At 69.2% G+C, this 24,779-nt stretch carries 24 protein-coding genes; 23 read left to right on the top strand and 1 reads right to left on the bottom strand.

The window, feature by feature from the left end; all coding sequences use genetic code 11:
* Positions 1–112 precede the first annotated feature (112 nt).
* Positions 113–919 (bottom strand): peptidylprolyl isomerase, encoded by an 807-nt coding sequence (locus AB4Y94_RS09585; protein ID WP_441727566.1) that lies wholly within the window; start codon positions 917–919, stop codon positions 113–115.
* A 44-nt stretch (positions 920–963) separates the two neighbouring features.
* On the opposite strand from AB4Y94_RS09585, the gene AB4Y94_RS09580 reads away from it, so the two are divergent.
* From AB4Y94_RS09580 to gmk, 23 genes are all read left to right on the top strand, one after another.
* Positions 964–2,340, top strand: coding sequence for a replication-associated recombination protein A (locus AB4Y94_RS09580; protein WP_441727564.1), 1,377 nt, complete (start codon positions 964–966; stop codon positions 2,338–2,340).
* Positions 2,341–2,561: 221 nt separating this feature from the next.
* Positions 2,562–3,191 (top strand): 30S ribosomal protein S4, encoded by a 630-nt coding sequence (gene rpsD / locus AB4Y94_RS09575; RefSeq protein WP_441727562.1) that lies wholly within the window; start codon positions 2,562–2,564, stop codon positions 3,189–3,191.
* Positions 3,192–3,303: 112 nt separating this feature from the next.
* Positions 3,304–3,675 (top strand): DUF948 domain-containing protein, encoded by a 372-nt coding sequence (locus tag AB4Y94_RS09570; protein WP_441727560.1) that lies wholly within the window; start codon positions 3,304–3,306, stop codon positions 3,673–3,675.
* A 45-nt stretch (positions 3,676–3,720) separates the two neighbouring features.
* Positions 3,721–3,954 (top strand): hypothetical protein, encoded by a 234-nt coding sequence (locus AB4Y94_RS09565; RefSeq protein ID WP_441727558.1) that lies wholly within the window; start codon positions 3,721–3,723, stop codon positions 3,952–3,954.
* Positions 3,955–4,008: 54 nt separating this feature from the next.
* Positions 4,009–6,663 carry an alanine--tRNA ligase gene (gene alaS, locus AB4Y94_RS09560; RefSeq protein ID WP_441727556.1) on the top strand — a complete coding sequence of 885 codons (2,655 nt, stop codon included), beginning with the start codon at positions 4,009–4,011 and terminating at the stop codon, positions 6,661–6,663.
* 5 nt (positions 6,664–6,668) lie between these two features.
* Positions 6,669–7,139 carry a Holliday junction resolvase RuvX gene (gene ruvX, locus AB4Y94_RS09555; RefSeq protein ID WP_441727554.1) on the top strand — a complete coding sequence of 157 codons (471 nt, stop codon included), beginning with the start codon at positions 6,669–6,671 and terminating at the stop codon, positions 7,137–7,139.
* Positions 7,140–8,438 carry an endolytic transglycosylase MltG gene (mltG, locus tag AB4Y94_RS09550; protein ID WP_441727553.1) on the top strand — a complete coding sequence of 433 codons (1,299 nt, stop codon included), beginning with the start codon at positions 7,140–7,142 and terminating at the stop codon, positions 8,436–8,438. It begins immediately after the preceding gene.
* 10 nt (positions 8,439–8,448) lie between these two features.
* Positions 8,449–9,348: a shikimate dehydrogenase gene (locus AB4Y94_RS09545; RefSeq protein WP_441727551.1), complete on the top strand. Its 900-nt coding sequence runs from the start codon at positions 8,449–8,451 to the stop codon at positions 9,346–9,348.
* Positions 9,349–9,444: 96 nt separating this feature from the next.
* The gene (aroC, locus tag AB4Y94_RS09540) at positions 9,445–10,689 is read left to right on the top strand and encodes a chorismate synthase (protein WP_441727549.1); all 1,245 of its coding nucleotides are present in this window, start codon (positions 9,445–9,447) and stop codon (positions 10,687–10,689) included.
* Complete coding sequence (locus AB4Y94_RS09535; protein WP_441727548.1) at positions 10,690–11,220, top strand: shikimate kinase; 531 nt, start codon at positions 10,690–10,692, stop codon at positions 11,218–11,220.
* Positions 11,217–12,299, top strand: coding sequence for a 3-dehydroquinate synthase (aroB, locus tag AB4Y94_RS09530; RefSeq protein WP_441727546.1), 1,083 nt, complete (start codon positions 11,217–11,219; stop codon positions 12,297–12,299). Before AB4Y94_RS09535 ends, aroB begins: the two co-directional genes overlap by 4 nt.
* A 46-nt stretch (positions 12,300–12,345) precedes the next feature.
* Positions 12,346–12,783, top strand: coding sequence for a type II 3-dehydroquinate dehydratase (gene aroQ, locus AB4Y94_RS09525; protein WP_441727544.1), 438 nt, complete (start codon positions 12,346–12,348; stop codon positions 12,781–12,783).
* Positions 12,784–12,934: 151 nt separating this feature from the next.
* The gene (gene efp / locus AB4Y94_RS09520) at positions 12,935–13,495 is read left to right on the top strand and encodes an elongation factor P (protein WP_441727542.1); all 561 of its coding nucleotides are present in this window, start codon (positions 12,935–12,937) and stop codon (positions 13,493–13,495) included.
* Positions 13,495–13,914, top strand: a complete 420-nt coding sequence (gene nusB, locus AB4Y94_RS09515) for a transcription antitermination factor NusB (protein ID WP_441727540.1) — start codon at positions 13,495–13,497, stop codon at positions 13,912–13,914. The genes efp and nusB overlap by 1 nt, the downstream gene beginning before the upstream one ends.
* A gap of 130 nt (positions 13,915–14,044) precedes the next feature.
* Positions 14,045–14,749, top strand: a complete 705-nt coding sequence (locus AB4Y94_RS09510) for a DsbA family protein (RefSeq protein ID WP_441727538.1) — start codon at positions 14,045–14,047, stop codon at positions 14,747–14,749.
* A gap of 126 nt (positions 14,750–14,875) precedes the next feature.
* Positions 14,876–15,460, top strand: coding sequence for a bifunctional pyr operon transcriptional regulator/uracil phosphoribosyltransferase PyrR (gene pyrR / locus AB4Y94_RS09505; RefSeq protein WP_441727537.1), 585 nt, complete (start codon positions 14,876–14,878; stop codon positions 15,458–15,460).
* On the top strand, positions 15,457–16,407 hold the full coding sequence (locus AB4Y94_RS09500) for an aspartate carbamoyltransferase catalytic subunit (protein ID WP_441727535.1): 951 nt from the start codon (positions 15,457–15,459) through the stop codon (positions 16,405–16,407). Before pyrR ends, AB4Y94_RS09500 begins: the two co-directional genes overlap by 4 nt.
* Positions 16,408–17,757, top strand: coding sequence for a dihydroorotase (locus AB4Y94_RS09495; RefSeq protein ID WP_441727533.1), 1,350 nt, complete (start codon positions 16,408–16,410; stop codon positions 17,755–17,757).
* Positions 17,750–18,310, top strand: coding sequence for a PH-like domain-containing protein (locus AB4Y94_RS09490; protein ID WP_441727532.1), 561 nt, complete (start codon positions 17,750–17,752; stop codon positions 18,308–18,310). The genes AB4Y94_RS09495 and AB4Y94_RS09490 overlap by 8 nt, the downstream gene beginning before the upstream one ends.
* Before the next feature lie 100 nt (positions 18,311–18,410).
* Positions 18,411–19,547 (top strand): glutamine-hydrolyzing carbamoyl-phosphate synthase small subunit, encoded by a 1,137-nt coding sequence (gene carA, locus AB4Y94_RS09485; RefSeq protein ID WP_441727781.1) that lies wholly within the window; start codon positions 18,411–18,413, stop codon positions 19,545–19,547.
* A complete protein-coding gene (carB, locus tag AB4Y94_RS09480) occupies positions 19,547–22,861 on the top strand; it encodes a carbamoyl-phosphate synthase large subunit (RefSeq protein WP_441727530.1) in 3,315 nt (1,104 codons plus the stop codon). Before carA ends, carB begins: the two co-directional genes overlap by 1 nt.
* Positions 22,858–23,835, top strand: a complete 978-nt coding sequence (gene pyrF, locus AB4Y94_RS09475; RefSeq protein ID WP_441727529.1) for an orotidine-5'-phosphate decarboxylase — start codon at positions 22,858–22,860, stop codon at positions 23,833–23,835. The genes carB and pyrF overlap by 4 nt, the downstream gene beginning before the upstream one ends.
* On the top strand, positions 23,828–24,748 hold the full coding sequence (gene gmk, locus AB4Y94_RS09470; protein ID WP_441727528.1) for a guanylate kinase: 921 nt from the start codon (positions 23,828–23,830) through the stop codon (positions 24,746–24,748). Before pyrF ends, gmk begins: the two co-directional genes overlap by 8 nt.
* The last annotated feature ends 31 nt before the right edge of the window (positions 24,749–24,779 follow it).

Raw genomic sequence — 24,779 nt, 5'->3', positions numbered from 1 at the left:
TGCCGCGGGTCCACTCTGGAGGCCACGCCCATACCGGCACCAGCCTATTGCAATGCGACCGGCAGGACGTCGCCCGGGCAGAACTGATGCCGCGGGCGGCGGACCGGCAACCCTACTGGATCGTTGCCGACGTGATAGTGGTGGGGACGACCGGCTTGCCGTCGGTGGCACCGCCCTGGACGCCGGCGTCGGTGATCGCCGTCTTCAACTGGTCGAGGCCGCTGGTGACCTTGCCGATGACCGTGTAGCCGCCGGCGTCGTCCGCTGAGATGGTGGTGTCGTCGTAGACGATGAAGAACTGGCTGCCCTGGCTGTAGGCATTGCCGCCCTGCCTGGCCATGGCGAGCGTTCCGGCCGGGTAGACGTTGTCGGCCGGGGCATTCTCGATCGGCCCATAGCTGTAACCGGGCCCGCCGCTGCCGTCTCCGGAGGGGTCACCGCATTGGAGCACGAAGAAGCCCCCGGTGGTGAGACGGTGGCAGGACACGCCGGAATAGAACCCGCTCTTGATCAGGCTGATCGTCGAGGACACCCCCTGCGGCGCCTTCGCGCCATCGAGTTCGATGCCCAGGGGCACATCGTTGAGGGTGAGCGTTCCGGTCCAGGTGCGCCCCTCGGCAAGGGTCGATGGCGGTACGTCGCCGCTGTTCTGCCCGGCGGCCGCGGAGGGCGACGGGGTCGGTGAGGCGGATGCCTTCGCCGTCGGCAGAGCGGTGCCGGGGCCGCCGTTGAAGAAGAACAGTTGGGCGGCCACCGCAAGCACCAGCACCACCAGGAGGGCGACACCGGCCAGGACGTTGTCCCGCACCCGGCGCGTCTTCTGGTGCTCGTGCACGGCCCGCCTGGCCTGGTACGCCCTCACGCGGGCGCGCGTTTCGCGAGCTTCACGGTCTTGCCTCGTGTTCGGAGCCACATTCATCCTTTCGGCCAGATTGAACTCTAACCACAAACTACGCTGGAGAAATGTCGGATGCCCAACCCGGGCTGCGCAGTGGCGCAACCCCCCTCGCCGTGCGCATGCGCCCGAAAAGCCTCGACGAGGTTGCCGGGCAGCGCCACCTCCTCACACCGGGGTCGCCGCTGGTGAGCCTCGCCAGTGACAAGAGCGGTGAGCAGGGGTCCGTCTCCGTGATCCTCTGGGGTCCGCCGGGGACGGGAAAGACCACACTGGCCCAGGCGATCGCGCACAGCTCAGGCCGGCGTTTCGTCGAGCTGTCCGCGGTGTCTGCCGGGGTGAGGGATGTGCGGCAGGTGATGGAGGAAGCGCGCACCAGCCGCGACCTCTACGGCCTCTCGACCGTGCTGTTCCTCGACGAGATCCACCGCTTCTCCAAGGCCCAGCAGGACGCCCTTCTCCCCGGGGTGGAGAACGGTGTGATCATCCTGGTGGCCGCCACGACCGAGAACCCGTCCTTCTCCGTCATCTCCCCGCTGCTGTCGCGCTCGCTCCTGCTCACCCTGGAGGTGCTCAGCGACGAGGACCTGGGCACCGTCGTCGACCGCGCCGTCGATGACCCACGGGGCCTCGCGGGCAAGTACGTGCTCGACCCTGACGCCCGGTCGGCGATCATCAGGCTCGCCTCCGGCGACGCCCGGCGGGCGCTGACGGCGCTGGAGGCGGCATCCGTCAGTGCCGAATCGACGCGTGCCGGTTCCACCCCTGCTGGTTCAACGGCCGCCGGACCCACCGATGCCGAGACCAAACCGGTGATCACCACCGAGATCGTCTCCCTCGCCGTCGACCGCGCGCTGCTCCGCTACGACCGCAACGGTGACGAGCACTACGACGTGATCAGCGCCTTCATCAAATCGGTGCGGGGTTCCGACGTCGACGCCTCGCTGCATTACCTCGCGCGCATGATCGAAGCCGGCGAAGACCCGCGGTTCATCGCCCGGCGGATCATCGTGCTCGCCTCAGAGGACATCGGCATGGCCGACCCCCAGTCGCTGGTGATCGCCGTCGCCGCAGCGGATGCCGTGCAGCTGATCGGCATGCCGGAGGGCCGGATTCCGCTCGCCCAGGCGGTGGTGCACCTCGCCACCGCGCCGAAGTCCAACGCCGCATACATGGCCCTCGACGCGGCGATCAACGACGTGCGCGTGGGGAAGAGCGGCCGGGTTCCGAAGCACCTCCGCGACGCGCACTACCCGGGTGCCAAGCGCCTGGGGCACGGTCGCGGCTACAAGTACCCGCACGACGACGCCCTGGGTGTGCTGCAGCAGCAATACCCGCCGAACGAGCTGAAGACCGTGCGCTACTACGAACCAACCGAACACGGCAACGAACGCGAAGTCTCGGCCCGCCTCGCCAAGCTCCGCCGGATCATCCGTGGCCGGTAGCTCTCGACCCGTTGGCGGGCCTGTCTGGACGCGATCACGGAAGCGCGTGTGGTAGTCTGAACGCTGCCTACAACTGGGTTTGGCGTGCGGCTGCGTCCAAATCCACTCCTGTTGGGTCTCGCTCAGTAGCCGGGCGACCCGTGGCAACACCCCTCTGACTTTCCCGGACGCTTCCCAGTGCCCGCGGACCTCCATTGTTTGAGTTCTATCGAAAGGAAACCGTGTCTACCAAGTCACGTACCCGCAGCAAGACCCGCCTCTCCCGGGCCCTGGGAATCGCCCTCACCCCGAAGGCAGCCCGGTACCTCGAGAAGCGCCCGTACGCTCCGGGTGAGCACGGCCGCACCAAGCGCAAGACCGACTCGGACTACGCCGTTCGCCTGCGCGAGAAGCAGCGCTTACGCGCCCAGTACGGCATCCGCGAGGCGCAGCTGAAGATCGCCTTCCAGGAAGCCCGCAAGGCCCAGGGCCTGACCGGTGAGAACCTGGTCGAGCTGCTGGAAATGCGCCTCGATGCCCTCGTGCTGCGTGCCGGCCTCGCCCGCACCACCGCACAGGCCCGCCAGATGGTGGTGCACCGCCACATCCTCGTCGACGGCCAGCTCGTCGACCGCCCCTCCTTCCGCGTCAAGCCGGGCCAGATGATCCACGTCAAGGCCCGCAGTGAAGGCATGGAGCCGTTCCAGGTTGCCGCCGCCGGCGGACACGTCGACGTCCTGCCAAAGGTTCCCGCCTACCTCGAGGTTGAACTCGACAAGCTTCAGGCGCGCCTCGTGCGCCGCCCGAAGCGCGCCGAGGTCCCCGTGACCTGTGAAGTGCAGCTCGTCGTCGAGTACTACGCAGCGCGCTAAGCATCTCAACTACGCTGGAGGGCGGGTCACCCATGGGGTGGCCCGCCCTTCGGCTTTCGCCCCCTGGCCTGGGGACGCATCGCATGCCGGATCTGGAATGGATGGAGTACCAATGTCAGGTGGAGATATCGCCGGGTTGATCGCCGCGGGTGTGTTCGCGGTACTGGTCGGCCTGCTCGCCATTCCGCTGGTCAAACTGGGGCGCGTCCTCGACCAGACAACGGATGCGATCCGCGACGCGAGCACGGGCATCGCCCCGATCCTCACAGAGACCACCACCACGATCCGGGAAGCCAACCAGCAACTGGCCAGGGTGGACACCATCACGCAGAGCGTCGCAGAGGTCACCGGCAACGTCTCCGCGCTGGTCGCCCTCTTCGCCGCGACCGTCGGTGGACCGCTGGTCAAACTCGCCGGTTTCTCCGCCGCCGTCCGGGCCGCGTTCCGGGTGGGGCGCCCGGCCGCCCGCGGCCGCAAGCGCTAGACCGCTACGCTTGATTCACAACCTCAACCCCACGGGAGCATAGTCATGAAGACCTTCATCTGGTTCGTTGTCGGCGTTGGAGCAGGGTTCGTCGTCGCTCACGAAGTCAACAAGACCCAGCAGGGCAAGGCCTTCTTCGCCGACCTCGACGCGAAGGCGCGGGAATTCGGCGAAGCGATCTCGGACGGATACCACCAGCGCGAAGCGGAGCTGCGCGCGGCGATCGGCGGCGCAGACTCGGCCGGCGACGCCGCCATCGGCGGCCGGTCGGACAGCTAGTCCGCCCGCTCTACACCCTTTCCACGATCACACACCCTTTCAACGACGGAACCCATGCAGACTGCTGACATTCGCGGGCGCTGGCTCGACTTCTTCGCCGAGCGCGGCCACACGGTCGTCCCCTCCGCTTCACTGGTGAGCGACGATCCCACCCTTCTCTTCACCGTGGCCGGCATGGTGCCGTTCGTGCCCTACCTCACCGGCCTGGTGCCGGCGCCGTACCCGCGCGCCACCAGCGTGCAGAAATGCATCCGCACCAACGACATCGAAGAGGTCGGCAAGACCCCGCGGCACGGCACGTTCTTCCAGATGGCCGGAAACTTCTCCTTCGGTGACTACTTCAAGGAACAGGCGATCGGTTACGCCTGGGAACTGCTGACGGCGCCGGAATCGGCGGGCGGCTACGGATTCGACGAGAAGGACCTCTGGGTCACGATCTACCAGGACGACGACGACGCCTTCCGGTACTGGCGGGCCATCGGCGTGCCAGAGAACCGCATCCAGCGCCTCGGCATGGACACCAACTACTGGTCAACCGGCCAGCCCGGCCCGGCGGGCCCGTGCTCGGAGATCTTCTTCGATCGCGGACCGGCATACGGCGCAGAGGGCGGCCCGGCAACCGATGACGACCGCTACGTCGAAATCTGGAACCTCGTCTTCATGCAGTACCTGCGCGGTGAGGGCACCGGCAAGGACAACTTCCAGATCCTCGGCGACCTGCCGAAGAAGAACATCGACACCGGCATGGGCCTGGAGCGGGTCGCGTTCCTCAAGCAGGGCGTCGAAAACATGTACGAGATCGACCAGGTGCGCCCGGTGCTCGACCTGGCCGCCGCGCTGTCCGGCCGACGCTACGGCGCAGACCACGGCGACGACGTGCGGATGCGAATCGTAGCCGACCACGTGCGCTCCTCGTTGATGCTGATGAGCGACGGCGTGATGCCGTCGAACGAGGGCCGCGGCTACATCCTGCGCCGCCTGATGCGCCGGAGCGTCCGCGCCATGCGGCTCCTCGGCGTCGAGGGCGCCACGTTCCCCGAACTGTTCCCCGCCTCCCGGAACGCGATGAGCGCGGCCTACCCCGAGGTCCAGGCAGACTACGACCGGATCAGCCAGGCCGCGTACGGCGAAGAGGAGACGTTCCTCCGCACGCTGGCCAGCGGCAGCAGCGTACTCGACCTCGCCGTGGCCAAGACCAAGACCGCGAACAAGACCGAACTCGCCGGCGACACCGCCTTCCTGCTGCACGACACCTACGGCTTTCCGATCGAGATCACGCTGGAGATCGCCGAGGAAGCCGGCCTCAGCGTCAACCGGGAGGCGTTCGACACGCTGATGGCCAAGCAGCGCACCATGGCCAAGGCCGACGCCAAGGCCAAGAAGACGCACCTCGCCGACCTCTCGGTGTACAGCGCGTTCCGCGCGGCCGGCGAGACCCGGTTCACCGGCTACGATGACCTGCAGACCGAATCCTCGGTGCTCGGCCTCATCGTGGACGGCGTGTCCGTCACCAGCGCCGTCGCGGGTGAGATCGCCGAAGTGATCCTCGCCGAAACTGCCCTCTACGCGGAGTCCGGCGGCCAGGAGGCGGACGCCGGACTGATCGTCGGGCCCGGATACGAACTCGAAGTCCTCGACGTGCAGAAGCCGGTCAAGGGCCTGATCAGCCACAAGGTGCAGGTGCGGGAGGGCACGGTCGGCGTGGGGGACAGTGCAACCAGCATTGTCGATCCCGACTGGCGCCGTGGCGCCCGGCAGGCGCACTCCGGCACCCACATCCTGCACGCCGCGCTCCGCCAGGTGCTCGGACCGAACGCGCACCAGTCCGGGTCGTACAACAAGGCCGGATTCTTCCGCCTCGACTTCTCCTGGAACCAGGCGCTGTCCCCGGCGACCCGCAGCGAGATCGAGGAGATCTCCAACAACGCCATCCGCGACAACCTCGAGGTCGTCACCCGCGAACTGCCGCTGGCTGAGGCCAAGGCGCTGGGCGCCATGGCGCTGTTCGGCGAGAAGTACGGCGACCGGGTGCGCGTCGTGGACATCGGCGGGCCTTGGTCGCGCGAACTCTGCGCCGGAACGCATGTCGCCACCAGCGCGGAAATCGGGATGATCAACCTGGTCAGCGAAGCGTCGGTCGGTTCGGCGAACCGCCGGGTGGAGTCACTCGTCGGCCTCGACGCGTTCAGGGACCTCGCTGCCGAACGCGCAATCGTCTCCCAGCTCACCGCCAACCTCAAGACGCCGCGTGAGCAACTGCCCGAGCGTATCAACGACCTGGTGCAGAACCTGAAAGCGGCCGAGAAGAAGATCGCCGCCTTCGAAGCCCGCGCCCTCACCGACCGGGTGCCGGCCCTGGTGGCCAGCGCCTCACGGGCGGGTGCGTTCACCGTGGTCGCCCAGGACCTCGGCGCACTGAATTCAGCGGACGACCTGCGGATGCTGGTGACGGCGACCAGGGAACGCCTCGGCAGCGACCCGGCCGTTGTTGCCCTCGCGGCCGTCGTGGCCGGCAAGCCGGTCGTCATCGTCGCCACGAACCCGGCCTCACGCGACTCCGGTGCGCGCGCCGGGGCCCTCGCCCGGCAGGCCGCCGGGATACTCGGCGGTGGCGGCGGCGGCAAGGACGACCTCGCCCAGGGTGGCGGCACCGACCCGGACGCGATCCCGGCCGCACTCGATGCCGTACACGCGGCCCTCCGGGTGTGACCGCCATGCGCCACGGCGTACGGCTGGGAATCGATGTCGGCATGGCCAGGATCGGCGTGGCGCGCACCGACGCGCACGGGATGCTGGCCACGCCGGTTGAGACCGTGCCGCGGGACCTCGGCGGCAGCAGCGACCTGGCCCGCATCGCTGTCATCACCACGGAGCTGGACGCCGTGGAGATCATCGTCGGGCTGCCGCTGGCACTGTCCGGCGCCACCACAGCCTCCACCAACGACGCGGTGCGGTTCGCCGAGTCATTGGCCCAAGCGGTGGGCGTGCCGGTGCGCCTGGTCGACGAACGGCTCTCGACCGTCGCCGCGCAGTCGGCGCTCCGTGCCTCCGGCCGGAAGGCGAAAACGCAGCGTCCAGTGGTCGACCAGGTCGCCGCGACTATAATTTTGCAGCACGCCCTCGACACCGAACGTGCCTCCGGAAAGCCGCCCGGCTCGCCCGTCGCCCCCACCGAGAGGCTGTAAGTGTCGCTTCCGCCGATTCCCACCGAGCCCAATGGCGGGCCCGGTGACCCGTCATCCATCGACTGGGACCACTTCCTCGGCGGCTCTGCCGCCGGCCGCTCAGCGAGCGACCCGGGCGGTCAGGGATCGTTCGTCCCGACCAGCCGCAAGGCCGCACGTGAGGCCGATCAGCGCCGTGGCACCCGCTCCAGCCGCCGCGCGCAGCTCGGTGGCGAGCCCCCGCGGGAGAAGCGCAGCCGGAAGGGCGCCTGGGGATGCCTCATCGTCCTGGTGGTGTTCCTCGCCATGCTCGGCGTCGGCGCGATCGCCCTGCAGGGCCCGCTCAGCCAGATCCTCGCCGCCACCCAGGGCCCGGCCGACTACACCGGCACCGGCGACCAGAAGGTGGTGGTGATGATCCACGAGGGCGAGAACGGTTCCGACATTGCCAACACCCTGGTGGACAAGAACGTCGTGAAGAGCTACGACGCGTTCTACAACCTGCTGCTCAAGGAGAGCCCCGCCCCGGTGTTCCACCCGGGCGCGTACCAGCTGGCCACGAAGATGAGCGCGCGCTCCGCGCTGGTCGCCCTCCTCGACCCGAAGAACAAACTGGAGCAGACCGTGCTCGTGCAGGAGGGCCTCGCCGAAGCCGACGTGCTGCAGTCCATTTCGGAGGGCACCGACATTCCGGTGGCCGACCTGCAGGCGGCGGCGGCCGACGTCGGCTCGTTCGGCCTCCCGCCGGAGGCGACCAAGCTGGAAGGCTTCCTGTTCCCCGCCACCTACACGTTCCCCCCGGGGACGACGGCCCACGACGCGCTGAAGACGATGGTCGACCGCGCGTTCAAGGCTCTTGACCAGGCGGGCGTTGCTCCGGCAGACCGGTGGCGCACCATCATCCTGGCCTCCCTGGTGCAACGAGAAGCCGGCCTCGCCGACGACTACTACAAGGTGTCCCGGGTGTTCCTCAACCGTCTCGATCCCGCCCAATGGCCGAGCGGGCTGCTGCAGTCCGATGCCACCGTCGCCTACGGCACCGGAAACACCCACCTCGTGACCACGACCGATGCCGAACGGGCCGACGCCGGCAACATCTACAACACCTACGTGCACCCCGGACTGCCGGTGGGCCCGATCTCCAACCCCGGCGACCAGGCCATCGACGCCGCCCTGCATCCGGCGGACGGCCCCTGGCTGTACTTCGTCACCTGGAACCTCGACACCGGGGAGACGATCTTCTCCACCACGGAGTCGGAGCACGACGCCGCCGTCGCCAAGTGGCTGGCCTGGATGGACGACCACCCGGAATACGGGTAGAAACGCACTCATGGCAACCGACACGAATCCGCTCCCGCCCGCTGCGACACGCCTCGCCGTGCTGGGCTCCCCGATCTCGCACTCGCAGTCTCCGGCGCTTCACCACGCCGCCTACCTCGCCCTCGGGCTGGACTGGACGTACGAGGCGCACCAGGTGGACGCGGACGGGCTCGCCGCGTTCATCGCCGGCCTCGACGCGTCCTGGCGCGGCCTCTCGCTGACGATGCCGCTCAAGCAGGCCGTACTGCCGCTGGTGTCGGACCTCGACCGGGTGGCCGCGCTCACCGGCGCGGCGAACACGGTGCTGTTCCGGGACGGCGGCGCGGGGCCGGAGGCGGGGCGCAGCCTGTCCGGTTTCAACACGGATGTCGCCGGCCTGGTCCGCGCACTCGCCGAGGTCCGGGTGACCAGCGTCACCCACGCGACCATCCTCGGCGCCGGCGCGACGGCATCCTCCGCCATGGTCGCCGCCGCCGAGCTCGGTGCCGAAGGCGTCGAGGTGGTGCTGCGCAGCCCCGCGAAGGCGGCGCACCTGGTTGAACTCGGCCGCACAGTCGGCCTGGTCGTGACGGTGGCGGGCTTCGACAGCCTCGGCGCCGACCGACCCAGCGAACTCGTGTTCAGCACCCTGCCCGGCGGCATCGACCTCGGCAGCGCCGTGCCCGGAGGCGCCGAGGTGCCGGAGCCGGTGCGCCGCCGGGCCGTCCTGTTCGACGTGAGCTACGCGCCCTGGCCGAGCGCGCTCGCCCGCTCCTGGGCGAATGCCGGGGGAGAGGTGCTCTCGGGCCTCGCGATGCTGCTGCACCAGGCGCTGGTGCAGGTGCGCATCTTCGTCTCCGGCGACCCCTTCGAACCGCTCCCGCGCGAGGACGAGGTCCTCGAGGCGATGCGGGCTGCGCTCACCGCCTGAGCCGACGACCCGGGTCGCTGCCGCCACACGCGGCGCCATACGTGGCAGCACCGGCGACGGCGCGGGTGATGGTGGCGCCTGTGGAAGGATAGACCCATGCTTCGTTGGCTCACCGCCGGAGAGTCCCACGGCCCCGAACTCATCGCCATTGTCGAGGGTTTGCCCGCTGGGATCCCGGTCACACTTGATGCGATCCGCCGTGACCTTGCGCGCCGAAAACTCGGTTACGGCCGGGGTGCGCGCATGAAATTCGAGCAGGACGAACTGAACATCTCCGGGGGAGTGCGCCACGGGCTCACCCTCGGCGGCCCGGTTGCCCTGCGCATCGGCAACACCGAATGGCCCAAGTGGGCCGAGGTGATGAGCCCCGAGCCGGTGGCCGGGGACTCCGACCGGAGCGCGCGCGGCCGTGGCGCACCCCTCACCCGTCCCCGGCCCGGACACGCCGACCTGGTCGGCATGCAGAAGTACGGCTTCGACGAGGCCCGCCCGGTGCTGGAACGCGCGAGCGCCCGCGAGACCGCGGCGCGGGTGGCGCTCGGCGCCGTTGCGCGTGGCTTCCTCGACGAGCTCGGCATCACCCTGGTCAGCCACACCCTGTCTATCGGCACCGTCCGGGTGCCCGAGGGTTCCCCGTTGCCGGTGCCGGCCGACGTCGACCGCCTCGACGAGGATCCGCTGCGCTGTTTCGACCCGGCGACATCCGCCCTGATGGTGGCAGAGGTCGACGCCGCCCATAAGGACGGCGACACCCTCGGCGGCGTCGTCGAGGTGCTCGCGTACAACCTCCCGCCCGGGCTCGGCTCGTTCGTGCACTGGGACCGCCGGCTGGATTCGCAGCTGGCTGCCGCCCTGATGGGTATCCAGGCGATCAAGGGCGTCGAAGTCGGCGACGGCTTCCTCACCACCACCCGTCGCGGTTCCGAGGCGCACGACGAACTGTTCCAGTCGACGGATGCCGGGTCGCCGCAGACCGCCGGGCAGCCGGTGATCAACCGTGCAAGCGACAAGGCCGGCGGAACAGAGGGCGGCATGAGCACCGGAACGGTGTTGCGGGTCCGCGCCGGGATGAAGCCGATCGCCACCATCCCGCACGCGCTCCGCACGGTCGACGTCGCCACCGGTGAAACGGCGCAGGCCCACCACCAGCGCTCAGACGTCTGCGCCGTCCCGGCGGCGGGCGTCGTCGCCGAGGCCATGGTCGCCCTGGTGCTGGCGAACTCGGTGCTGGAGAAGTTCGGCGGCGATTCCATCGACGAGACCCGCCGCAACCTGGAGTCCTACCTCGCCCACATCCCGGCGAACCTGAAGACCGGCGCGGCCAGCGTCAGCGCGCCGTAGATGGCCGGGCACCAGGCACCGCTGTTCCCGCTCGTCTTCATCGGTCCGATGGCGTCGGGCAAGACCAAGATCGGCAAACGCGTCGCGCGAGAGCTCCGCATGCCCCTCATCGACACCGACAAGCGCATCGTCGCCGCGTACGGGCCGATCAGTGAGATCTTCGCGCGTGAGGGTGAGGACTACTTCCGGGTGCTCGAGCGGGAGGCCGTGGTCGAGGCCCTGGCCACCGAGGCCGTGGTGTCCCTCGGCGGGGGAGCGGTGCTGCACCCCGGCACCCAGGCCGACCTCGCGGAGTGCACCGTCGTGTACCTGTACACAAACGCCGCCGCGGTGAAGAGCCGCATCCGTGGGCCGAAGCGGCCGCTGCTTCGCAACGGCGTCAGCGACTGGCAACGAATCTACGACCAACGCCGGCCGACCTACGAGGCTCTGGCGAGCATCCGCTTCGACACCTCGACCCGGCCCGTCGAGCGGATCGCCGCCGACATCGTCGACTGGGTCAACCAGAACGGGAAGAACGAGAGACCATGACCGAAACCACCGCCATCACCGTCAACGGAACCAACGGCGGCAGCTACCCCGTCCTGGTCGGGCGCGGGCTGCTCTCCGGCGTCGGCGAGCAGCTCGGCGACACCGTGAAAAAGGTGCTGATCGTGCACACCTCGACGCTCGGCGCGCGCGCCGTCGCGCTGCGGGAGAGCCTCCTCGACCGCTATCAGGTGCTGATCGCCGAGGTACCGGACGCCGAGGCCGCCAAGCGCGTCGAGGTGGCCGCGTTCTGCTGGCAGGTGATGGGCCAGGCCGATTTCAGCCGCACGGATGCCGTGATCGGCTTCGGCGGCGGCGCCGTCACCGACCTGGCCGGCTTCGTCGCGGCCACCTGGCTGCGTGGCGTGAAGCTGGTGCAGGTCCCGACCAGCGTGCTCGGCATGGTCGACGCAGCAGTGGGCGGCAAGAACGGCATCAACACCGCTGAGGGCAAGAACCTGGTCGGCACCTTCTACGCGCCCGCAGCCGTCGTGTGCGACCTCGACACGCTCGACGACCTGCCGCGGAATGAGATCCTGGCCGGCTTCGCGGAGATCGTGAAGGCCGGTTTCATCCAGGTCCCGGAGATCCTCGACATCATCGAAGCGGATGTCGCCGTCGCCACCGACCCGACGACGCCCGAGTTCCGCCGGGTCGTGGAACTGGCGATCGGGATGAAGGCGCGGATCGTGGGGGAGGACTTCACGGAGGCCGGTCTCCGGGAGATCCTGAACTACGGCCACACCCTCGGGCACGCCGTCGAGCACGCCGAACGGTACGGCTGGCGACACGGTGCGGCGGTCGCGGTGGGCATGATGTTCGCCGCAGAGCTCGCCCGGCTCACCGGGCGGCTCTCCGACGCGGCGGTCGACCGGCACCGCAGCATCCTGAGCTCCCTGACCCTGCCCACCGAGTACCCGGTGGGACGCTGGAACACGCTGCTGGCCACCATGCAACGCGACAAGAAGACCCGCAGCGGCATGCTGCGCTTCATCGTGCTCGACGACATCGGCAAGCCGACGGTGCTCGAGGGCCCCGACACCTCCCTGCTGTTCGCCGCATACCAGGAGATCGGGTCCTAGCCCAGCCGTTGCGTCGATGGGGCGTGCCCACCCCTAGGCTGGGACGATGCGCACAGTCCTCGTCCTCAACGGCCCCAACCTCGGCCGGCTCGGCAGTCGCGAGCCCGATGTGTACGGGTCCGCCGACCTCGCCCAGCTGCGCACCCTGCTGGTCGCCGCCGCCCCCGAGGACGTCACGATCGACGTGCGCCAGACCGATGACGAGGCGGAGCTCATCCACTGGCTGTACGAAGCCGTCGACAACGCGCATCCGGTGATCCTGAACCCGGCCGCGTTCACCCACTACAGCTACGCGCTGCGCGATGCCGCGGCCCTGGTGACGAAGGCCGGCATCCCGCTGGTCGAGGTGCACATCTCCAACCCGCACGCCCGGGAGACGTTCCGCCACACCAGCGTGGTCAGTGCCATCGCCACCGGGGTGATCGCCGGATTCGGCTTCGACTCCTACCGCCTCGCCCTCGACTACATCGTCCGCACCCCCTGACCCCCCGCCTGGGCCCCGCGAACCTGCACTTGTTGGGGTTATCCGCGCCTCTTAGCCCCAACAAGTGCGTTTTCGCGGAGCGAGCTCGGGCACGTAGACTCGTTTGAGGCCCTTCGGCCGCACAACTTCAATTGAACGGAATTCCACACCCATGGCATCTACCGCCGACATCAAGAATGGCGTCGTCCTGAAGATCGACGGCCAACTCTGGACCGTCATCGAGTTCCAGCACGTCAAGCCCGGCAAGGGCGGCGCGTTCGTCCGCACCAAGCTGAAGAACGTCGTCAGCGGCAAGACCGTCGACCGCACCTACAACGCGGGGGCGAAGATCGAGACCGAGAACGTCGACCGGCGCGACTTCCAGTACCTGTACGCCGACGGCGACTCATACGTGTTCATGGACGTGTCCGACTACGATCAGCTCAGCGTTCCCGCCGCCGTCGTCGGCGACGCCGCGAACTTCATGCTCGAGAACCAGTCCGTGACCGTGGCCCTGCACGACGGCAACCCGCTGTATGTCGAGCTGCCGGCATCCGTCACGCTCGAAATCACCTACACCGAGCCGGGCCTGCAGGGCGACCGCTCGACCGGCGGCACCAAGCCCGCCACCGTCGAGACCGGCTACCAGATCCAGGTCCCGCTGTTCCTCGAGCAGGGCACCAAGGTCAAGGTCGACACCCGAACCGGTGACTACCTCGGCCGCGTCAACTAGTGAGCGCTCGCACTAAAGCGCGCAAGCGCGCGATCGACATCCTGTACGTCGCCGACGTGCGGCAGATCACCATTGCGCAGTCGCTGGCCACCGAGGCCGAACGCGCGGCCAGCGAGCCCAACCGCGCCGCCTCCTGGCTGTACGCGCGGGAGATCGTCGACGGCGTCGTCGATCACCGCGACGAGATCGACGAACTGATCGAGACGTACTCGCAGGGCTGGACCCTGGCCCGCATGCCGATCATCGACCGCGCGATCCTGCGGATCGGCATCTGGGAGATCCTGTTCAACGACGCCGTGCCGCACGCGGTCGCGATCGATGAAGCCGTCGAGGCCGCCAAGGTGCTCTCAACGGATGACTCGGCCGGGTTCGTGAACGGACTGCTCGGTCGCATCGCCCAGACCGCCCCGTCGGCCTGATCCGGACATCCTGAGCCGGGCAACCCGAGCCAGGCAGCCTGAGCGCCGTCACGCCTGAAACAGAAACGCCTGAACCAGACGCGCTTCCGCCCGTCCGGTTCACACCACCCGTAACCAGGAGAGCCAGCACATGGTCCAGTCCCGCAGATTCCGCATCCTGGTCACGGCCGTCGCCGCGGTCGCGACCCTCGGCCTGGCCGGCTGCACACCGGCGGCGGACAGCGGCACCGGCAGCAGCGCCTCAAGCGCCCCGCTGCCCACCGGCACCGTCGGCGGCGCACACTTCGACGACGGGTTCCTCTCGGTGGGCACCGGCGAGAAGGTCGTCGACGTCTACTTCGACCCGATGTGCCCGATCTGCGGCACATTCGAGGAAGCCAACGGCCGGCAGTTGTCCGGCTTGGTCGCCGACGGCGCGATCACGCTGCAGCTGCACACCATGACCTTCCTCAACCGCGCATCGCGGGGGACCGACTACTCGACCAGGGCATCCGCCGCCCTCACCTGCGTGGCCGCGGCCGACGCCTCCTCGACCCTGTCCTATTTCGCGGCCCTGTACGCCGACCAGCCGGCAGAGAACTCGAGTGGGCTGACCGACAAGCAGCTGATCAGCATGGCGAACGACGCCGGGGCGCCGGACATCACCGAGTGCGTCACCGACGACCGCTACCACTCCTGGGTCCAGCAGGCCAACGACGATGCCCTCGCCGGCCCGATCCCCGGCGCCGACATCGACGCCGTCACGGGCACCCCCACCGTGCTCGTGAACGGCACCAGCTACACCGGCAAGGTCAACGACGCCACAGCCCTGGCCGCGTTCATCAGCTCCAACTGAACGCGCTCGGACTGGACGCGCTCCGACCGGCACGGCGAGCCGCGGCCTCCCAGCCTGATAAGCTCACTCCCGGTAACAACAGACATCCTTTAAGAGCCGTCCTGTGAGACGGGGAAGGAGGTCGGTTTGATGGCACGCACCGTGCTGCAACAAGCTGACATCGATCGTGCGCTGACTCGGATCTCCCACGAGATCCTGGAGTCCAATCGCGGCCCGGACGGCCTGGTCATCCTCGGCATCCCCACTCGGGGTGTGCTGCTGGCGCGCCGCATCGCCGACACGATCCAGAGGATCGAACCCAGCGCGACGGATGTCGCGGTGGGCGCCCTCGACGTCACCATGTACCGGGATGACCTCTCCCGCACCCGGACCCGCACACCCGCGCCCACCCACGTGCCCGGCAGCATCGACGGGAAGACCGTGGTGCTGGTCGACGATGTGCTTTACTCCGGTCGCACCATCCGCGCCGCGCTCGACGCGCTGAACGACCACGGCCGGCCGAAGAGCGTGCGCCTGGCCGTGCTCGTCGACCGCGGGCACCGGGAACTGCCGATCCGCGCCGACTTCGTGGGCAAGAACCTGCCCAGCTCCGCCGACGAACGCATCAACGTGCACCTCGTCGAGACCGACGGCGACGAATTCGTCAGCATCGAGACTGCCCGCAGCGACGCGACCGGCGCCGGCACGGCCGGCATCGAGGCCGGCGCATGAGGCACCTGCTCTCCACCCAGCACCTCGGCCGCGACCGGGCGATCGACCTGCTCGACATCGCCGAAGACATGGCGGATGTCGCCACCCGCGAGGTCAAGAAGCTCCCCACCCTCCGCGGCAAGACCGTCGTCAACCTGTTCTTCGAGGACTCCACCCGCACCCGGATCTCATTCGAAGCCGCAGCGAAACGGCTCTCCGCCGACGTGATCAACTTCAGCGCCAAGGGCTCCAGCGTGTCGAAGGGCGAAAGCCTCAAAGACACCGCGCAGACGCTCGCCGCGATGGGAGCCGACGGGGTGGTCATCCGTCACCACGCCTCCGGCGCGCCGCAGGTGCTTGCCGACAGCGGCTGGATCGACGCGGGTATCATCAACGCCGGCGACGGCACCCACGAACACCCCACCCAGGCGCTCCTCGACGCGTTCACCATCCGCCGCCGGCTGCACGGCGCCGGCTCACGCGGACGTGACCTCGACGGCGTCACGGTCACCATCGTCGGCGACATCCTGCACTCGCGCGTCGCCCGGTCGAACCTGTGGCTGCTCGCGAGCCTCGGCGCCGACGTCACACTGGTCGCGCCGCCCACCCTGGTGCCCTCCGACACCTCGGGCTGGCCCGCCAGGATCGGGTTCGACCTCGACGCTGCGATCGCGTCCGGCCCCGACGTGGTGATGATGCTCCGCATCCAGGCCGAGCGGATGCGCGACGCCTTCTTCCCCAACAGCCGCGAGTACTCGAGGCGCTGGGGCCTCGACAACGCGCGGTTCGGCCGGCTGGGTCCGGATACCATTGTGATGCACCCCGGGCCGATGAACCGCGGCCTCGAAATTTCATCGGCGGCGGCCGATTCAGCCCAATCGACAGTGCGCGAACAGGTCACCAATGGCGTTTCAGTGCGGATGGCCGCGCTGTACCTGCTGTTGTCCGGTGACCGGGAGGATTCATAGATGTCGGTGGAATCACCAACAACCGAGCGTTACCTGATCCAGGGCGCCACCCTGCCCGACGGTTCACGGGCCGACCTGCTGCTGGCCGGCGGGCTGATCACCGAGCTCGGATCCGGGCTGTCGGCGGCCGGGGCGACCCGCGTCGACGCCGACGGCCTGATCGCCCTGCCCGGCCTGGTCGACCTGCACACCCACCTCAGGGAACCCGGCTACGAGCAGAGCGAGACCGTGCTCACCGGCAGCCGGGCTGCCGCGGCCGGCGGCTTCACCGGCATCTTCGCGATGGCCAACACCTCGCCGGTGCAGGACACCGCCGGCGTGGTCGAGCAGGTGCTCGCCCTCGGCGAGCAGGCCGGCTACGTCACCGTGCAGCCGATCGGCGCCGTCACCGTCGGCCTGGCGGGCGAGAGGCTGGCCGAACTGGGCGCCATGGCGGCCAGCAGGGCCCGGGTGCGGGTGTTCTCCGATGACGGCAACTGCGTCGCGGACCCGCTCCTCATGCGCCGGGCCCTCGAATATGTCAAGGCGTTCGACGGGGTCGTCGCCCAGCACGCGCAGGAACCCCGCCTCACCCAGGGCGCCCAGATGAACGAGGGAGCGCTCTCGGCCGTCCTCGGCCTGGCCGGCTGGCCGGCGGTCGCCGAGGAGTCGATCATCGCCAGGGACGTGCTGCTGGCCGAACACGTCGGCTCGCGCCTGCACATCTGCCACGTCTCCACCGCCGGTTCGGTCGACGTGATCCGCTGGGCGAAGGCCCGTGGCATCCCGGTGACCGCCGAGGCCACCCCGCACCACCTGCTCCTCACCGAGGAACTCGTGTCCGGCTATGACGCCCGGTACAAGGTGAATCCGCCGCTCCGCCGGCGGGAAGACGTCGAAGCGCTCCGGGCCGGCCTGGCCGACGGCACCATCGACATCGTCGCCACCGACCATGCCCCGCATCCGGTCGAAGCCAAGGACTGCGAGTGGGACGCGGCAGCCAACGGCATGGTCGGCCTCGAATCCGCGCTGTCCGTCGTGCACGCCTCGGTGGTCGCCACCGGGCACCTCGACTGGGCCGATATCGCCCGGGTGCTCTCCAGCACCCCAGCCCGCATCGGACGGCTGGACGGCCAGGGCCGGCCTGTACAGGCCGGCGCGCCCGCAGAACTCACCCTCTACGACCCGGCAGCCAGCCGCGTGTTCGGCACCGGCGACCTCGCCGGGCAGGGCATCAACTCGCCCTACCTCGCGATGACCCTGCCCGGACGGGTGCAGGCCACCTTCCACCGCGGCCGACCGACGGTACTCGACGGTGTGCTGCGCGATCCGGAACAGATCAGCACCGCGAAGGAGCCACGCCGTGGATAGGGCCATCCCCACCGTCATCGTCATCATCGTGGTGCTCGGCGTCCTCGCGCTGATGGCACGGAGCTGGTGGAAGCGGCGCGCCCGCGACGCCGGCCTCCAGGCGAGCTACCCGGTGCCGGACACCGACGCTGTGGGCCTCGCCACCGTGCCCGCCCTGTACGTGGCCACCACCCCCCGCGACCAGCCGCTGGAACGCCTCGCCATCCGCGGGCTCGGCTTCCGGGCCCGTGCCGACCTCACCGTCCGCCCCGACGGCGTCCTCCTCGCCCTGGCGGGGGAGCGCCCCGTGTTCATCCCGGTCGGCGCCGTCCTCCGGCTCAGCCGCGCCACCTGGACCATCGACCGCGCCGTCGAGTCCGACGGGCTGCTGCTCCTCGGCTGGCGGCTTCCCGAGGCGCCCGCGTCAGGGGCAACCGCCGGCAGCCCGGCAACGGATGTCGACAGCTACTTCCGCGTCACAGACCCGGCCGACCGTGCCCGGCTCACCGACGCGATCCGTTCTATCGCTCCCGCAGCGAATTTCCCTTCTGGAACCACCGAAAGCGAGGCGTAGCGTGAGCTACTCAGACCCAACCAGCAAGCCCGCCACCGACGGCACGAACGAGCCCGCGAACGAGCCAGCCACCACGGCCGGCGCCCGGCCGGGTCCCGCCGTGCTCGTCCTCGAGGACGGCCGCCGCTTCGTGGGTGACGCCTACGGTGCCACCGGCCAGACGCTCGGCGAGATCGTCTTCGCCACGGGCATGACCGGCTACCAGGAAACCCTGACCGACCCCTCGTACGCCGGCCAGATCGTTCTGATGACCGCGCCGCACATCGGCAACACCGGGGCCAACGACGAGGACATGGAGTCCCGCCGGATCTGGGTCGCCGGATTCGTGGTCCGCGAGCCGTCCCGCACGGTGTCGAACTTCCGCTCGCAGCGGAGCCTCGACTCCGACCTGGAGGCCGGCGGTGTCGTCGGCATCAGCCGCATCGACACCCGCGCGCTCACCCGCCACATCCGCTCGGCCGGCGCCATGCGCGCCGGCGTCTTCTCCGGCGACCGGTTCTCCCTCTCCGACAGCGAGCAGCTCGAGCTGGTGCAGTCCGGCGCGCAGATGCGCGGCCAGAACCTCTCCGACCAGGTGTCGACGGTCGATCCGTTCAGCGTGCCGGCACAGGGGGAGCGGATCGGGTCGGTGGCGGTGCTGGACCTGGGGGTGAAGAAGTCCACCCTCGACTACCTCGCCGAACGCGGCTTCGAGGTGCTGGTGCTGCCGCAGTCGGTCACCAGCGATCACGTGCTCTCGCTGAAGCCCGACGCGTTGTTCTTCTCCAACGGCCCCGGCGACCCGGCTGCCAGCGACGCCCACGTCACGCTGCTGCAGGAGTGTTTGCGCGCCGGCCTGCCCTACTTCGGCATCTGCTTCGGCAACCAGCTCCTCGGGCGCGCCCTCGGGTTCCGCACCTACAAGCTGCCGTTCGGCCACCGCGGCATCAACCAGCCGGTCCTCGACAAGAGCACCGGGCGGGTGGAGATCACCTCGCAGAACCACGGCTTCGCCGTCGACATGCCGATCGAGGGTGTCAGCGACTCCCGTGCCGGTTTCGGACGGGTCGAAGTGAGCCACTACAGCCTCAACGACAACGTGGTCGAGGGCATCCGCTGCCTCGACATCGACGCGTTCAGCGTGCAGTACCACCCGGAGTCCGCGGCCGGCCCGCACGACGCCAACCACCTTTTTGACCGGTTCAGGGACGTGGTGGTCGCCCGAAACGCGGCCGCCGGAGCAGGAGACAGCAAGTAATGCCCAAGCGCGACGACATCAACAGCGTCCTCGTCATCGGCTCGGGGCCGATCGTGATCGGCCAGGCCTGCGAGTTCGACTACTCCGGCACCCAGGCCTGCCGGGTACTGCGCGAGGAGGGCGTCCGCGTCATCCTGGTGAACTCCAACCCGGCCACCATCATGACCGACCCGGACTTCGCCGACGCGACCTACATCGAACCGATCACCCCGGAGATCATCGAGTCGATCATCATCAAGGAACGACCGGATGCGATACTGCCCACCCTGGGCGGGCAGACCGCCCTGAACGCGGCGATCCAGCTCCACGAACTGGGGATCCTCGAGAAGTACAACGTCGAGCTGATCGGCGCCAAGTTCGAGGCCATCCACAAGGGCGAGGACCGCCAGATCTTCAAGGACCTGGTGATCGAGGCCGGGGCGGACGTCGCCCGCTCGTTCATCGCGAGGACCGTCGACGAGGCGGTCGGTTTCGCCGAGGACCTCGGCTACCCGCTGGTGGTGCGACCCTCGTTCACGATGGGTGGCCTCGGTTCCGGGTTCGCGTACACCGAGGCCGAACTCCGCCGGATCGTCGGCGACGGGCTGCACCAGAGCCCCACCACCGAGGTTCTCCTCGAGGAGTCCATCCTCGGCTGGAAGGAATACGAACTCGAGCTCATGCGCGACACGGCCGACAACACCGTTGTCGTCTGCTCGATCGAGAACGTCGACCCGGTCGGCGTGCACACCGGGGACTCGATCACGGTCGCCCCCGCGCTCACCCTCACCGACCGCGAATACCAGAAGCTGCGCGACATCGGCATCGACATCATCCGCGCCGTCGGCGTCGACACCGGCGGCTGCAACATCCAGTTCGCGATCGACCCCGCCGACGGCCGGATCATCGTCATCGAGATGAACCCGCGGGTGTCCCGCTCCAGCGCGCTGGCGTCGAAGGCCACCGGCTTCCCGATCGCGAAGATCGCCGCGAAACTGGCCATCGGCTACCGGCTCGACGAGATCCCGAACGACATCACCAAGGTGACTCCGGCCAGCTTCGAACCCACCCTCGACTACGTCGTGGTCAAGGTGCCCCGCTTCGCGTTCGAGAAGTTCCCCGCCGCCGACCCGCGCCTGACCACCACCATGAAGTCGGTCGGTGAGGCCATGGCCATCGGCCGCAGCTACACGTCGGCGCTGCAGAAGGCGCTCCGCTCGCTGGAGAAGCGCGGGTCGTCGTTCCACTGGGGAGCAGAGACCCGCAGCCTCGAAGACCTGCTGGTCGCCGCCGAGATCCCGACCGACGGCCGCATCGTGACCGTGCAGCAGGCGCTCCGGAAGGGCGCCAGCATCGAGCAGGTCTTCGAAGCCACCAAGATCGACCCCTGGTTCATCGACCAGATCGTGCTGATCAACGACATCGCCGACCGGGTCGCCGGTTCAGACACCCTCGACACCGACACCCTCAGGCTCGCCAAGGACCACGGCTTCTCCGACGCCCAGATCGGCGAACTCCGCGGCTTCGGTGAAGCGGATGTCCGCAAGATCCGGCACATCCTCGGCGTGCGCCCGGTGTTCAAGACCGTCGACACCTGCGCCGGCGAGTTTCCCGCGCTCACCCCGTACCACTACTCGAGCTACGACCAGGAGACCGAGGTCGTCCCGAGCGACCGCAAGAAGGTCGTCATCCTCGGTTCCGGCCCGAACCGGATCGGGCAGGGCGTCGAGTTCGACTACTCTTGCGTGCACGCCTCGTTCGCGCTCTCCGACGCCGGCTACGAGACCATCATGATCAACTGCAACCCGGAGACGGTCTCCACCGACTACGACACCTCCGACCGGCTCTACTTTGAACCGCTCACCCTGGAAGACGTGCTCGAGGTCATCCACGCCGAGAGCGCCAGCGGTGAACTGGTCGGCGTGGTCGTGCAGCTCGGTGGCCAGACCGCGCTCGGCCTGGCCAAGGGCCTCGAAGCCGAGGGCATCCCCATCCTCGGTACCACCCCCTCCGCCATCGACCTGGCCGAGGAACGCGGCGAATTCAGCCGCATCCTCGAGGAGGCGAACCTCCTCGCCCCCCGGAACGGCACCGCCATCGACTACACCGGCGCGGTCGCCGTGGCTGAGGAGATCGGCTACCCGGTGCTCGTACGCCCCAGCTACGTGCTCGGCGGCCGCGGCATGGAGATCGTCTACGACAGCCCGTCGCTGGCGGACTACTTCACCCGGATGCAGGGACAGGGCATCATCGGCCCGTCGCATCCGCTGTTGGTGGACCGGTTCCTCGACGACGCGATCGAGATCGACGTCGACGCCATCTACGACGGCCACGAGCTGTACATCGGCGGCGTGATGGAGCACATCGAGGAAGCCGGCATCCACTCCGGCGACTCCAGCTGCACCCTGCCGCCGGTCACCCTGGGCCGCGCGGAGATCGACCGGGTGCGTGAGGCCACCCTGGCGATCGCCCGGGGCATCGGCGTGCGCGGGCTGCTGAACGTGCAGTTCGCGATCGGCGCCGGGGTGCTCTACGTGCTCGAAGCCAACCCGCGTGCCTCCCGCACGGTGCCGTTCGTCGCCAAGGCCCTCGGCATCACCCTGGCCAAGGCCGCGTCGCTGATCATGGTCGGCCGCACCATCGCCGAGCTGAAGGCTGGGGGACAGCTGCCGCTCATCGACGGCTCCCGGGTGCCGATGGACGCCCCGGTCGCGGTGAAGGAAGCCGTGCTCCCGTTCAAGCGGTTCCGCACCCCGGGCGGCGACGTCGTCGACTCGGTGCTCGGCCCGGAGATGCGTTCCACCGGCGAGGTCATGGGCATCGACCGGGACTTCCCGCGTGCGTTCGCGAAGAGCCAGCTCGCCGCCTACGGCGGCATCCCGCTCTCCGGCACGGTGTTCGTCTCGGTCTCAGACCGCGACAAGCGCGCCATCGTGTTGCCGGTGCTGCGCCTGCAGCAGCTGGGCTACGACATCGTCGCGACCGAGGGCACCGCCGAGGTGCTGGCGCGCCATGGCATCGACGCCCGGATCGTGCGGAAGTTCAGCGAGAAATCGGGTGTCGCGGGGGACTCGGCCGACGAGTCGATCGTGGAACTGATCAAGCGCGAAGAGGTGCACATCGTCATCAACACGCCGGGTGGCCGTACCGCCCGCGCCGACGGGTATGAGATCCGGGCGGCGGCCGTTGCGGCGGACCTGCCCCTGTTCACGACGATCGCCGAGCTCTCCGCCGCCGTCGGCTCGATCGACGCCATCCGGGCCGGCTTCGAGGTCACGTCACTGCAGGAATACGCGATCGCGCGCGACGCCGCCCTGCTCACGGCGGCGCGATGATCCAGGCCCAGGCGTTCGGGCACCGGCTGGCGGCCGTTTTCGCCGGCCGGGGCCCGCTCTGCGTGGGCATCGATCCGCACGCCTGGTTGCTGCACGAGTGGGGCCTGCCCGATTCCGCGGCCGGCGCCGAGGAATTCGGTCGCCGTGTTGTCGAGGCCGCCGCTGGCAGCGCCGGGATCGTGAAACCCCAGGTGGCGTTCTTCGAGCGGTTCGGCTCGGCGGGCTTCGCCGCCCTGGAGCGGGTGCTGGCGGATGCCCGCGATGCCGGCCTGCTGTCGATCGCCGACGCCAAGCGCGGAGACCTCGGCACCACCATGGCGGGCTACGGCCAGGCGTGGCTGACGGCGGGATCCCCGCTCGAAGCCGACGCCCTCACCGTCAGCACCTACATGGGAGTCGGATCCCTGGGCCCCGCCATCGAATTGGCCGTCGCGGCCGGCAAGGGCCTGTTCCTGCTCGCCGCCACCTCCAACCCGGAAGCCGCCGTGCTGCAGCGCGCCGTCGTTCAGGACGGGCCGGCCGCCGGGCTCACGGTCGCCGGTGCGGTCCTTGCCGACGTGGCGGAGCGCAACCGCGCGGCATCCGCTGCCTGTGCTGTGCCCATCGGGTCCCTCGGCGTCGTGCTGGGCGCCACGCTCGACCTCGCCACTTTCGGCGTCGACGTGCGGGCCGCCCCCTCCGCCCCGTTCACGCCGGTACTTGCCCCCGGCTTCGGCCATCAGGGCGCCGACGTGGCACAATTGTCCGAACTGTTCGGCGCGTACGCGCCCGCGGTGATCGTGAGTGAGTCGCGCAGCGTGCTCGCCGCCGGTCCCGGCCGCATCCGTGACGCGATCGCCCGACGCGCCGACGAGGTGCGCACGACGGCATCGACACCGGCAACACCGACACCGCCCGCACCGACCGCACGGCACGCACCGACCGCACCGCCACCGGCACCATCGACACCGACACCAGGAGGGCCCCGTGCCTGACAACCGCCCCCAGCCGCCCGAGGTCGACCGCGTCGCGGCGTCCCGCGCAGCCGTCGCCGCCCGTCGCGCCCGGGCCGAAGTCAAGGCCCAGGTCGCGGCGGGGGAGCGCACCGCACTGGAGGTTCTCTCCGCCGCGGTGAAGGACCCGCACGGGGTGGAAGGGCGGCTCCGGGTCACCGAGCTCCTCACCAGCATCCCGGCGATCGGCGTCACCAAGATGCACCGCCTGATGGATCAACTGGTCATCTCGTCGAACAAGCGCCTCGGCGGCCTCGGCGTGCACCAGCGTGAACGGCTCCGCGACTTCCTCTCCACCAAGCCCACCTCCCGCCGGGCGGAGACCCACTCCAGCCTGGTGGTCCTGGCCGGGCCCACCGCCGTGGGAAAGGGCACCGTCGCCGCGCACATCAGGGAGAACTACCCCGACGTGCGACTCTCGGTGTCGGCCACCACTCGCGCCCCGCGCCCGGGCGAGACCGAGGGCGTCAGCTACTACTTCGTCGATGACGCCGAATTCGACCGGATGGTGGAAGCGGGGGAGCTGCTCGAGTGGGCGACCGTGCACAACGCGTACCGGTACGGGACCCCGCGCGGTCCGGTTGACCAGGCGATCGCATCCGGCAACAGCGTTCTACTGGAGATCGACTTGCAGGGCGCACGGGCGGTGCGCCGCGCCATGCCGGAAGCCACCCTGGTCTTCCTGCTTCCCCCCACCTGGGAAGAACTGGTGCGTCGCCTGATCGGGCGCGACACCGAGGATTCCGCGGAACAGGCCCGCCGTTTGGAGACCGCGAAGCTTGAATTGGCGGCCCAGGGGGAGTTCGATTACCGGGTCGTGAACCATGACGTGGCAGAAGCAGCCCGCGAGGTCGTAGACTTGATGCAGATTCGCAAGGCATTGTCGCGCTCGTAAACGCGCCAGCCTTGATTTCGTGCGTCCGTTT

This window comes from Glaciibacter sp. 2TAF33 (assembly GCF_052114945.1).
Classification (GTDB): domain Bacteria; phylum Actinomycetota; class Actinomycetes; order Actinomycetales; family Microbacteriaceae; genus Cryobacterium.
The sequence above is the reverse complement of the archived record's forward strand: the minus strand, read 5'-3'. Positions and strand labels throughout refer to the sequence as shown.